The organism is Desulfovibrio simplex, assembly GCF_055387835.1.
Genome location: NZ_AP042377.1, coordinates 3,725,357 through 3,738,007, shown reverse-complemented (window position 1 = coordinate 3,738,007; position 12,651 = coordinate 3,725,357). Strand labels below are relative to the sequence as shown.

General features: G+C 49.3%; 6 protein-coding genes. All 6 read right to left on the bottom strand.

Going from position 1 to position 12,651, the window contains the following annotated elements; translation table 11 throughout:
* Positions 1 to 16: 16 nt before the first annotated feature.
* From ACZ5DH_RS15230 to brxC, 6 genes are read right to left on the bottom strand one after another with little or no spacing between them, the layout of a single operon-like run.
* Positions 17 to 1,255 (bottom strand): RNA-binding domain-containing protein, encoded by a 1,239-nt coding sequence (locus tag ACZ5DH_RS15230; RefSeq protein ID WP_464255082.1) that lies wholly within the window; start codon positions 1,253 to 1,255, stop codon positions 17 to 19.
* Between the two features lie 8 nt (positions 1,256 to 1,263).
* Entirely contained in the window at positions 1,264 to 3,921 is a 2,658-nt protein-coding gene (locus tag ACZ5DH_RS15225) for a TrlF family AAA-like ATPase (RefSeq protein ID WP_464255081.1), read from the bottom strand.
* On the bottom strand, positions 3,918 to 7,421 hold the full coding sequence (locus ACZ5DH_RS15220; protein WP_464255080.1) for an Eco57I restriction-modification methylase domain-containing protein: 3,504 nt from the start codon (positions 7,419 to 7,421) through the stop codon (positions 3,918 to 3,920). Before ACZ5DH_RS15220 ends, ACZ5DH_RS15225 begins: the two co-directional genes overlap by 4 nt.
* A gap of 9 nt (positions 7,422 to 7,430) precedes the next feature.
* Positions 7,431 to 7,892, bottom strand: a complete 462-nt coding sequence (locus ACZ5DH_RS15215; protein WP_464256588.1) for a hypothetical protein — start codon at positions 7,890 to 7,892, stop codon at positions 7,431 to 7,433.
* Complete coding sequence (locus ACZ5DH_RS15210) at positions 7,889 to 9,205, bottom strand: AAA family ATPase (RefSeq protein ID WP_464255079.1); 1,317 nt, start codon at positions 9,203 to 9,205, stop codon at positions 7,889 to 7,891. Before ACZ5DH_RS15210 ends, ACZ5DH_RS15215 begins: the two co-directional genes overlap by 4 nt.
* Positions 9,206 to 9,213: 8 nt before the next feature.
* Positions 9,214 to 12,651, bottom strand: coding sequence for a BREX system P-loop protein BrxC (brxC, locus tag ACZ5DH_RS15205; RefSeq protein WP_464255078.1), 3,438 nt, complete (start codon positions 12,649 to 12,651; stop codon positions 9,214 to 9,216).

Here is a 12,651-nt window from a genome sequence, read left to right as displayed (position 1 = left end):
CACACATTGGCGTCAGTTATCTATGAACTTGTCGGGGCAACACGACTCTTACATAGTCATCAGTCGCCTCAAAAGCAGGATCAACATGGTTATGCTGCCGCATCAACGGGATAATTTTTGTGCGTACCCCCATACCACGAGAGTCCACATAGCCATAGTCCCGCAGAATTTCTACAACCAAGGTATTACGAGGAGAGCGCTGCCCAGCGATCATCTTACTTATTGTCATTGAGTTTTGCAGTCTTCCAGGACTAATGACTTCCAGCCGATCTGCATAACACACAACTTCAATATCTACTGATCTTGTCCAATCACGGTGAACCAAGGCATTTATGACTGCCTCACGCAAAGCCTCCCACGGGTAAAGCCAAGAAACATCACGCCGCATGTTGTGATCCACAGTGCCGGATTCTTCTGTGACAAAAGGCATGATCGCAGAGGAAAATTTTTCAATGATGCCTTCATCAGCCAGGATTCTTTGTCCTGCCTCAGCCGTTTCCCATCGCCCCACTAGCGGGCCATCCAGCACAGTATCAAATACAGCCCGGTATTCTTTATCAAGCTCTTCAAACACCATAAACCGAATGCCAGCCTGACCAAGAAAACGTCTTGGAGATATGCCAAAACAAAGCAGTCCTGCTATGGAACAAACCCTGTTTCCAAAGCCGTCTTCTGCCATAAGCCCTAAGCCCAAAAGGCGCTCGATCCATGCTTCGTCTGTCGCTGGAATGCTGGGGTCATGCATGATGTCGCGAAGATAGTATTCCATTCGATTTAAATCCAACGAACGGAAGGAAGAGCCTGCCACCGGTAACACTTCTACATGAAGCAAACCACCGGCCTGGAACAGTCTGGCCTGCTGTTCACGCGTTGCAAGCTCAGACCTGTCACCCATTCTAATATAAATCTCTTCTCTATTGTTGTGACGCACAACATAGGGCTTAGATATGCCAGCTGTAAGTGTGACCACACCGACTCGGATATTGTTTTCAAGAAGCACTTCCTCATAAAATGGAATAATTTGAGGATGCACTTTATCCCGAAAAACATTAAGCACCCATTCTTGTGGATTCGGCCTTTGCAGGCCAGTAATTGTTCCATCATCTTCTACCCCTAACAAAACTCGGCCACCAAGCAAATTGGCAAAGGCAACTACTTCTTTAGCTAATTGTTCCGGGCGCACATCATCGCGCTTGAACTCAACGCCTGAATTTTCACCATTAGCAATAATTTCAAACAACTCCGAACGAAGCATTGAGCACCTCAATAGCCATATTTATCTTTACGCATAGTAAATGCCGCCTTGCCGCCTTCAAGAATTTCAGCAGCCTGATCACGCACGGCGGGCACATCTATAGCCCCTTGTGACTCTTCCGGCATACATCCCTTGCCATCATCAGCGCTGAATACACCTATCCATTCTGCATCTCCAAACACAGGAATATTTGCGTTATGAGTGGCAAACAAAAACTGCCTTGAAATCTTGGCTCGTCGTAACTCTGCAACAATTCGCTCTGCAATAAATGCATTATCTAAGTTGTCTTCGGGTTGATCCATGACAAGTGGGTCTTTATTATCCAACAATAAAAGGTGTAAAATAGCTGTGCATTGTTGCCCTGTAGAAAGTCTATTAAGGTCTTTATAGTTCTTTTCGTCACCATGACTGACATTCAGTTCTATATTTACCTGATCAGGCAATTCAATTTCTTCAAGCTGTAAGCGCTGCTCTAAAGACATACGCGGTAAAGCATCCGCTACAGAGGGCGGAATCTGCCAATTTGCACTTTTTAGTGCTTCACTGCCACTCTGTATGAGGCCTGAGAGCTTCAGCGGAGAAAAATCAGATACTTGCTCTACCCAGCTTAACCGCGCAACTCCAACATTTTCAAGATGGCATCCAAGTAAAAAATTCAACATTGGCTTGCGGTCTGCCTCTGGCTTTATTGTTAATTTTAGTTTGCCATCCAGTCTTTTATTGGTTCTCTTTAAAGCACGCTCAAATCGTGCGGCACGCTCTGCACGGACTTGAGAAAGCTCATTATGAATAGCAGTTCGCTGTTGTTTAAGTGAATTTAAGTACTGCTCCTTTGTTGACTTTGTGGCCTGTGCCGGAATAATACGTTCTCGCTCTTTTAGAAGCTTTTGATACTCCATACCTATTTCCTGGCCACTTTTACCCGCACTGGTTGGCAACTCTGCGAAAACGGCTTCAAGTGCACGTTCTTCCGAGGCTAGCGCAGCTATGATTTCTTGAGCTACCATAGCTATCCTTTTATGCACTTCTGCATAAAAGGACACCCACTGCGCCAACAACCCTTCAGTATATGGCTGGATTTTATCTAGTTCTGCCTTGATTTTTCTAAAGTTCTCTGCTTGGGGGATATTTTCTAAAGCAGCGTCACTTAAGAAAGCGGTATCTGGATAATTATCTTTAAGCGTATGTATTGCCTTTTGCAGTGCTGAACCTTCTTGCTCGGCTGCACGGTTTAACAAACGCTTTGACTTTTCCAGCACAGGAATAGCCTTGAGTTTTTCTTCTATTCCTAGACTTTTAAACATGCCAAGCTGTTCATCAATTTTTGGTAACCGCGCAACCTGATCTTCTAAAGCCTGAACATCGTTACTGGCCTGGACAATTTGTTTACGATTCTCAGTAAGCTTTGTCATTGCTTCGCGGATGACGGCTTCAAGCTCGCCATGTCCACTATCCAAAAAGCGTTCAAGCAAGTTACGCTGACCCTCTTGATCCTGGGTTATTTCGTAAATTTCGTTCTGACTGAAGAACTCAATACCAGGCAGCAAATCATCAGGTAAAAAATTTGAAGGTTTACCCTCTGCATCCAGCACAACTAAATTTTCGCCGTAGCGCCGTGATATGGTAAATTGTTGGCCGTTCATGGCTGAAGAGAGCACGGAAAGGTCAATGCGCGCCTTATTTTTTCCAATATTTTCTTTTATAATTTCTGTATGTTGTTTTTGAGCATTTTTACCAATAGGGGTTTTTCCTAAAACATAACGGAGACACTCCAAGAGCGTGGATTTTCCAGTGCCGCGCCCACCAATGACGGCATTCAAATGCTCAGAAAACTCAATACAAAGATTGTCCAGGTAACCTCCTGTTATTTTTAGATTCGTTAATTGTGAATAATATTTCTCTTCTACATCGCTGTTTAAACGCACCCGTGATTCAGGATCTTGAAACGCCAATTTAAATGCTTCAAAGCCTGGCTTGGTCATTTTTATGAGACATGAAGACCTTAAATCTCCCAATTCTTCAGGTCTTGCTACGTCCTTAGCATTGATAATTGCCATAGGATACTCACGCTTATAGGCGTGTTCTTTATTCAAAATAGTCTTGCGATAAAAATCGCCATCAACACCAGTGAGGTCTTCAATAGAGCCTGCTATTTGCGCAGCTTTGAGAAGAGGATTTTTCCAGATATGTGGATTCTTTTTATTAAGAAGCCCGCTTTCATTGACGCAATGTGCAGCATAAATAAAACCGTGGTGGTTTTTTACAACTTTCTCAATAAGCTGATATGCGCTTAACGAGGAAGGGCGTATGCCATCACTTGGGTTAAGGAGTTGCAAGTCTCCAAGATAGCGATGCAATTCTTCTGTAGTTGTTTCTTCAGAATATAAACAAACAAAATGTATCTGCTCACTTGAAGATATTTCAAATCCTGGAAAGACAAGAATGCCTTCTTCGTCTAGCGCTTTTCTTATGGCATCGGCACCTTCAACACTTCCATGATGTGCCAGCCCAATAACTTTTATAGCGTTTTCTTTGGCATAGTGAACCAACTGAGCATTATACTCTGCTTCTTGCATTCCGTGGTTTTCACCTCGAAAGCGTATATACTCCGAAGGATTTACCTGAAGCGCGCACTTCCAAAATCGTGCCCTCGTGTAGCTGGTCATTGCGTCACTCCCCTTGCGGCTTGTTTTTCCGCCAGAGTCAGGTGGTGGTCATTGATGCGGTCGCCATTGAAGGCATGATACCAGGGGGCGGATTCCACATCCTTGCCCCGGTCTTTGTCCCATTTGATATTGGGTTTGTCGCGCAGGATGCCCGCGCCTTTTTTGCCTACATCAGGCACGGAGAGGAAGGGGCGGATGTTCAGGCGGACGCCATCGTTAAGATCAGGGTTCCAGCCGATGGGCTGTTTGTCCAAGGCTTTCCAGCGAACAAAGATGTCGTAGGGGGCTTCACCCGTAAGGATCAGTTCCAGCTTTTTCTTGAGGGATTCGGCGGCGGCCAGGCGTTCGCCCGCACCGTCAATGCCGTTCTGCTGGTCTTGCTTCTGGCGGCTTATCCAGTCGCCCACATAGGTATAGGTGAGCGTTTCCAGGTTCTTATAATCCAGCTTATGGTAGTTGACCAGGGCGGAAAAGCCGTCGCGCAGGCCATCCCAGACATGCCAGATAAAGGGCCGGTGCTGGAACAGTTTGCAATGCTGGGCAAAGAACTTTTCGCGCAGCCAGGTTTCCAAGGTTTTGCCAGCGTGGTCGGCCTGGGTGAGCAAGGCGGAAAGGGTTTCGCTACTCCAGGCCGGGCCATAGGCGGCGGCCAACAAATCCAGCAGCCTGTCAGGCGCGGCAGCTTCGCCGCGCACCGGGGGAATGCACACGATGCCGTCATCATCGGCATAGGGCAAAAGAGCGTCGCAACGCTCTACCCACTGGCGCTGTTCCGGCGCCAGCTCCATGTTTGCATCCAGTTCGGCGGGCCAGCGGTAGCCCAGCAGGCGGGCCACAGCCACATCCAGCACAGTGGCGTCCTGTCGCAGCGGGCCGTGGGCTGTCAGCTTGGCGTCTTCGTCCCAAATAACAGAACCGCAAGGGTGGCCGTGGAATATCCACTGCGTGGGGTCGTCGGTATAGGGCTTGGGCAGACCGTGAGGGTATTTTTCGGCGGCAACGGCAGTCCAGTGGTCAAGGTCGAAGGGGATTTTTATCATCGAGCCAACGGTGACTGCCATAGACTGATCGATTTCTCGAACCAATCCACTATATGCTATTGATTCACAAAAAGCCCATGTTGCAGGCAGGTTTTTGTTGCTTTTAAGGATAAGTGTTCCGCCGTTTTTGCCAAATATTTCACCGCTGTAAAGGGTTACTGGGAGTTTGCCCATTTGGGTAATACGAATTCCTGTATTCCCCAATACAGCGTATCCATTCATATTTTTTGAAGGAAAATTGTGTGCCGTTGGACTGTTGTGCAGACTACCCTTTGCGTTTTCCCAGCGAATTATCTCTGACCGTCCATTATAAAACTCTGAAGTTGTCACGTTTTGAATGAAACATTTCCAATCTGGATTTATAATATTAAATTCCCAAAAGAACATTACATATCGTGGAATATCTCCTGTAGAAATCCCTTCTATGCAAGTGCAATGTTTACTTAAAAATGCTACATCATTGCCTTCAGAAAAAACTACCCGTGCATCGGGATTAGCCAACTGCCTTGCCTGCTCCACGCTTTGCACGGCTTCTACCTTCAAGGCCGTGGCTTTTTCGTGCGCATTGGTGGCTTCGGCAACATCCAGGCCGCGCAAGAGATGTATGGAGGGCTTTTCACTCATGAGGCCGTCGTGCCGGGGGGAAGAGCCACGGCTCATGGCAAGCAAAACAGCCTTGACCACTTCACCGCTGATGGTAGCGAAGGCACCGGCCCCCAGCCTTGCCAGCATATGCCACACATGCTTTTTCAGCAGTTTCTCACGAAATTTCTTGTAGGTGGTCAGGAAAAGCCAGTTTTGCGGTAGCACAATGCAAGATGTGCCCCCGGCAGCACACAGGTTCAGGCAGCGTTCCAGAAAGACCGTGGCCAGATCATTCTTGGCTTCAGGGTAGTGCGTTTCGCAAAAGTCGCGCAGGGCATCACCCTGTTTGCCACGGGCCAGATAGGGCACATTGGTGATGACCAACTCATATTTCTTACCCAGCAGCAAAGCCGCCCTGGCAAGGCCCTGTGCGGCCACGGCGGCTTCGTACTCTATGCCGTCTTCTTCATGCAGGCTTTGTTGTAGGGCTGGCTGCAACTCGGTCATATCCGCAAGCCTGGCAGCAATGGATGCTGAAGGGTCGAGCAGCGAACCTAACACCGGAGCTTGACGGAACTCATCGTGCAGCAAATCCAGTGCGTTGCGCAGTCCTGTGTTGGGTTTGGCAAGCCCCGTCCATGTAGCTTTGTCCGCCGTAACATGTACCCCCGAACAAGCCACGTTCAGGGGCGGCAAGGGCCGATAGCCCGCCCGACTGGCAAATGTACCCTGGCCCCAACCAGCCCAACCTGGGCCAAAGCCAAAGGTTGTTGCCGGATCAGGATTAAAATACGTCCAGGCGGCAAAGGCCAGCGCAAAGGCCGCCAGTTCCACGCAACGCTGGTCAAGCTCCAGCCCGTGGATATTGTCGCGCAGCACCGCATCAATAGCCTGTTCTGTGGTCAAGCCCTCCAATGTTCGCCGCATGGGCACCAACATTAAAAATGCCGCCACCAGAAAGTGGCCTGAGCCGCAGCAGGGATCGAGCAATTTCAACTTGTCCAGACTTGGCCATTCCGCAAAGGTGCCCGCTGCCGGTGTCCATGTGCCGTCATCCAGTTGTACAAAGCGCAGATATTCGAGGGGAACACCGGGTATGGCGGCTTTTTGGCGCAGCTCTTCTTCGCTGCTGGCGTTTTTCAGGTCTTCTGCTGTCAAACGCCGTGCGGCCCACCACGCGCCCAGGGCGTTGTCCAACAAGAAACTCACCATATACGGTTCGGTGAAGAGCTGCGTGACTGCGGGCAGTTCGCGGCTACCGATTTTTACTTCGGATTTATTGATGGCATCTTTGTTGTCCGCCTGCCAGAACTGGTAGACCCAGCCAAGGCTGTCAGAGGCAAAAAAGACTTCTTGCGGCAGTTCTGCCAGCAAGCGTTCGAGTTTTTGCTGATGCTCCGGGGGCAAGGCCAATTGGAACACCGGGGAATCCAGCCGGAAAATCTGCGGCAACATGCGGGCGGCAAAACGGGCGGCCAGTTCCCAACCATTAGCTGCGCCTTCATCGGCGGCCAGGTCTTCGCATTCTTCCAGCGTCACCGCCACGGGAGCTTCCGGGTCGGGATACATGAGCAGGTTGTTTGCCGCCAGAAAGCTGGCAAAGAGCATACGGTGCCAATGCTCATAGGCCACCTCTTCCACCAGACGATCCATTTTCTGCACTTTGTCGCCGTTCAGCGCATCGCCAAGCTGCCGTCCGTGCGCCCTGAGTTTGCGCCGCAATTCGCGTTGCGCTTCGTTCAGATGTGCAGGAACCACCTGTTCGTCTACGCCAAGCTGACCAAGTGCGGCACGAGCGGCGTTTTCCGCTATGGTACGGGCTTCTCTGACCGTGCGCTCCAGGCGGGCGCGTAGGGTTTTGTCGAGGGTAGGCATGGGGGTATCCTATATTTTTGCAGGACGGTCATGGGCGTAAAGGTGCTCGTCAAGCGACCAAATGTAGACTCGGCGGGCATGATGGAGTTCACATTGGCGTTCCCAGTCATGTATGATGGACAAATCGCCTATTCCTGACTCGCGCATGGCTGAATCAGGAAAACCTGCCAACCATCTTTGCATGTCATCTCTCGTGGGAAAATTGAGAGGAGTAAACGGAATTGTTCCATCGAGAGCTTTCTGTACCTGTTCTACAAAACGCTCTGCGCATCTACGGCGCTGTGCCCCATCGCCATTTTGCGCGATATGATTGCCTATTTCTAAAATGGTCGCCATTGGCAAAAATAAAGATTCTTTAGCTAGAATTTTTTGGTGAAGCGCTTCTAGTATTTCATCACGCTTGTGTGCCATTGCAGGTACATCTAATATTTCCGCAAAAATAGAGGTGTCAATCAGACATACCGCACTCATTGGGCAGCCCTCTCTCGCTTTAACTCATCCAACCAAGACAGGGCCGCAGCTTTGCGTTCTTGCGAAGTTGTGCTGTCCTTTAAAAAGCGCTCCAGAATGCGCTTTGTTGCGAGCTGGCCCAAGGTTCCCTGTGCAATCAGTTCTGGGTAGCGTTCTAAGCTATCAAGACGTGTTATTTGGCTGTATCCTGTGATAGGGTCACGGTAACAACATAGCACATCGCCCAAGGCTTCATCCGGTACAGCGTCAAGAAGGGCGGGATTATGAGAGGTAATTAGCACATGAAGATTACGGACTGAAGCAATATGCAAAATTTGACTTACTAGTGTTTCCGCTCGACTTGGATGAACACCATTGTCAATTTCTTCTATAATAACAAGGCCATTCGCACGGGTACTAAACAATGTCGCTGCGATAGACAGGACTCGTAATGTTCCGTCCGACAAAAGCGGGGCGTCAACAGTGCGTTCTTTATCACCAAACGATTCATGCAATCGTACCATTACATCATTTCGCTCTGTCTTTATGAAAGAAATATCTGTAATATCTTGCTCTGGTAATGAACAAATGAACGAAAGAAGTTCTTTTTTATGCTCTTCTCCCTGGTTGCAAATCCTATAAAGAACACTTGAAACATTTGAACCATCTTCTTTTATTTCATCATCTTTATTTGCAAAAGCATAGGAACGCATTGATGCGGGGCGAGGGTCAAGAAAAACAATGTTCTGCAATGTTTCACGAATAGATTTTGTTACGGCTGGTATTAGTTTTTGTGATTTTTCATGCTCTTTTCCAAAGCGTCCTGGTGTTTCGAGCTGGTAAAATATTGCTTGTTGATTTGAACAGGTAATATGAGGCTTATGTTTGCCTTTTTTAAAATTATTATATTGAACAGATACAGTGTTTGTGTGGATTTTTGGTGCGCCGTCAACTGTATAAAGAGGTAAATTTTCTACTGGGCTGGACACCGATTCCGCTGTGAGAGTAAGTCTTCCTGACACCAAGCCCAAGGCAATATGAAAAAAACTCCATCCATCTTCAGTCGTTGGAACAAAACAATCCAGTGACAGACTATCGTCGCCGTCAAGAAACAAGTCTGTAGCTTGCCCACGGATAAACGTATCTGCGCCAAGAATATTGCGCTCGATATCATCCAGGCGGCTTCCTTTTGCCAACCAATTTAAAAGCCGTAAGGCCTCTAAGGCATTACTCTTACCCGATGCGTTCGGGCCTATCAAAAACGTCATTTTTGACAATAGAAGGGTCGCTTCAGAATAACTTTTAAAATTCTTTATCGTGAGTGAAGAAATCATGCTTCCCCCTATTTTATCACAACAGGCCCTTTATTCAGGGCTGCTTTCAGTAACTGTTTGGTTTCATCTGCCCAGGCGTCGATTTCTTCAGGGGTTTTCAGGGTGCGGCGCGGTATTGAGATAAACTGCACTTCAGGTTCACACAATTCGGCGGCGGCCTTCTGCACGTTGTCAAAACGCCCCTGCATGGCCGCAACTTTGTCATTAAACATGTCCAGAGTGCAATAGTTCAACGTATTCAGCACATCCGCCGTGGTTTGCACGTTCACTGCCGGGCGGGCTGTCTCATGCAGGTTTTGTTCGGACATGAGCGGATAGCGTTGCTCTGGACTCAGCCGCTGCCAATTCTCGTCGCTTGCCAGTTTCTTCATGCCTTCTTCATGGCAAGCAGCGTATGCATCATCAAGCCGATTTAACTCTTCACGCAGAAGCTGGGTTAAGCTGGCGCAAAGCGGAGTTATGGCATCGGGTTCGTCCAGCAACTGGCGCTTGTTCTCAATAATTCGCACCTGCGCCAAAATCATGTTTGCTTCCAAAAGGTTGGCCGCATGGGCTGCAAGCTGTTTCAGTGCCAGCCATGTATGCCAGCGCCCGGCTATACGCCCGGCAAGGTCTGTCCAACTGTCGATACTGTTGGCCAGGTTTTCACGCTGATTGTAGATGGCAAGCAACTGTTCATTGCCCGCCGTGAGCCGAAGTTCTTCCAGAAATGCCGTGTCAGGCCGTGGCGGCTTGGGAGCCTCTCCTCCTGCCTGTTCGGCCAAGGTCAACATTTTTTGCAGGAATGGCAGCGCACAGGCTAACTCTTCACCCTGCCTGGCGGACAGGTCGAGCTTCTGAAACAGCTTGCGCAACTGTATGCGCTGGGCAGTTGTGATGGTGGCTGACTCTACTTTATATATGACCTTGCCCACAGTTTTGCGTTCCAGCTCTTTTGGGTCAAGCACTTGCCCGCGTTCATCCTGCGCTCGCACAAGACCTGCCACCAGCAGAACTTGCAGGGCACCGTCAACCGCATCGCGCGACCAACCATAAGGGGCGGACTCAAACTGGGTGCGAATGTCTACCCCTCTTTTGCCACCGGCAAGAAAGCCAAGAATGGCTTTACACACAGAGTTCTTGACTGGTTCGCCTTCATCGCCAACTGCCTTCAGGGCATCGGGAGCACCCTTTTGGGCCTTTTCATACACTTTGGCCCACTGAGCGTGGTCTGCCATCTGAAACTGCGGATACAACCTTTGCAGGGAGTTTTCAGCAGCTTCCAGCACCATATCCTGGAGGTTATTGCCTAAAACCTCATTGCCGCCAGCCTGGAAGACACGGGCACCAGAAAAGGCATCTTCCAGAAGCTCACGAATCTTGCCTTCTGCACTTTGCTTGGCAGTTTCCATAGCCGCTCGTGCTTCTGTACCTTCGGGGGTACCGGGTACGCCGCGCTTATCAAGCGTGGCGGCAGCGGCTTTGTAATTAATAAGATGGGTGCGCAGATCATCTGCAGAGCGTTTTGGAATGAACACAAACACCGTGGGGGACTGATTGCCCGCTTGACGAGCGTCTGCACGTACCGAATTTTCGTCAGTGCTCCACCCATCACGAACCCAAACGCAAACACGTTGGTTTGCATCTGCCGGAAGTTGGGTATCAAAGATTGGGTAAATGTCACGAGGGACGTTGGCATTACCGTGCATCAAGGAAAGTTTCCGCACAATTTCGCCAAACTTTTTGCGGGTACGGTCTTCACGTTCCGTATCAATACGATGGGCTTCGTTGGACAGAGCGGCTTTCTGACTTAAAAACTCATCGTTCCAAGCGGTGCTTTCCTCTGTCTGGATGCGATACTCGTCCTGTATGCGCATGAGAAGTTCGCATTTTTCAAGCAGGCCTGGCAGCTTGCTGCGCAACGCACCACTGCCTTGCGAAAGATTTTCTACCAGCAGATCCGCCAGGGTATCAACGGTTGCCTTAATTCCAAGCTCCTGATTCTGGCTGCCCAGCTTATTGATCAAAAAGACAAGGCCGCAGGCACGGGCCATAAGTCTTTCCTCTTCAGTACCCTTGTACCAGGTGAAGGTTTTTTCATGCACTTTTCGTGGCAATATACGCGACTGGAGCAATTTATCGGCTGAATCGAAGTAGAGGTAGTCTGCGGGTACAACATGCCCCAGCGATTCATTCAAATTGGTTTGGATGACCTTGTGAATCATGCTGAGCTGATTGCGTAGCTGGCTCTCGGTGCCAGTCTGATCCAACACCCGCAGGGTGCTCTCCCAAAAGCGGCGGCGCACCGGCAAAATGGGGTAGTCTTGAGAAAAATAAGGAATATCTTCTTGCCTGTGACCAATAGTAGTGCCCGCCAAATGCCTGGAAACTTCTCCCAGGTTGGTCTGCATGATCTGCTCGATCTGTGGCTTGGCTTCGGGCTTTTTCGCCAAAATGACCTGCCGGATAACAGCATCCACGTCAGCATCTGAAAGTTCAACGCGAACAGTAAACCGGCCTTGCAGGCGCGCCAGAAGCGCAACACCGGTAATGGCCGTCTGCCCAGTACCCACAAACAAAATTTTTCCACCGATATTTTTGCAAATGGCTTCTACCATTTCCTGCACTTCAATGGAGCGTTCGGCGCTTCCACCGATGAATTGCTGTACTTCATCAAGCACAATCAAAGTCAGAGGAAATTTCCCATCCTTTATGAGAGCCTGGCGTATCGCCTTGAGCATGTCATCGCTGGAAACATCCTGAACATACGGGTAGAGATTATTCAGGGTTTCCACGCAGGCTTCAGGGGAGGCGAACACCTTTGGTTTAACAGCCATGAGCGCAGCGTGAAGGCCCTCTGCCACATAGAAATTATCCAGCTCTACGTCCCAGTCATAACCATTTTGCTCAACATGGGCACGAACCTGTTCGTAAATGCCATCTTGCCGCAACCAGAGCACAAAGCGAGCCAGCGAGTATAGTTCCGGCAATCCGGCGGATTTAAAAATAATGCGCAAAAGTGCCAGACGAACGCTGCCGCTTGCGCCTGAGCCAAGAGTACCTGAAGCGGCATGAAGCCCACCGTGACGCTTGGCCTGTGTATTCAGTTCTTTCAGGTACTCGACTATACCTTGGGGCAAATTGGCAATACCACGCGCGGTGGCACCGTCCGTAAAGGTTGTATCAACCCAAAGCGCACGAAGCATTTTGACAAGATGCGACTTCCCTGATCCGAAAAAACCACTCACCCAGACGCCTGGCTGCTGAGCCTGGTCGATGTTTTTCAGGTACGTTTCAAGGATATGTGCCATCCCTTTTTCGTACTGACCATCGCAGACGAACGTTTCCAGTTCGTAACGAAGAACTGCCAGCGCCTGGCTGGTTGTTTCATCATTGACGCTGGCCACACCTTCATTAACAAGCTTTCTTGTGGCCGGGTCTTTTTGATAAATATCATGGTTGTACAT

Coding starts and splice junctions, on each gene's coding strand:
- ACZ5DH_RS15230 (WP_464255082.1), bottom strand. CDS start 1,255: ATGCTTCGTTCGGAGTTGTTTGAAATTATTGCTAATGGTGAAAATTCA.
- ACZ5DH_RS15225 (WP_464255081.1), bottom strand. CDS start 3,921: ATGACCAGCTACACGAGGGCACGATTTTGGAAGTGCGCGCTTCAGGTA.
- ACZ5DH_RS15220 (WP_464255080.1), bottom strand. CDS start 7,421: ATGCCTACCCTCGACAAAACCCTACGCGCCCGCCTGGAGCGCACGGTC.
- ACZ5DH_RS15215 (WP_464256588.1), bottom strand. CDS start 7,892: ATGAGTGCGGTATGTCTGATTGACACCTCTATTTTTGCGGAAATATTA.
- ACZ5DH_RS15210 (WP_464255079.1), bottom strand. CDS start 9,205: ATGATTTCTTCACTCACGATAAAGAATTTTAAAAGTTATTCTGAAGCG.
- brxC (WP_464255078.1), bottom strand. CDS start 12,651: ATGTACAACCATGATATTTATCAAAAAGACCCGGCCACAAGAAAGCTT.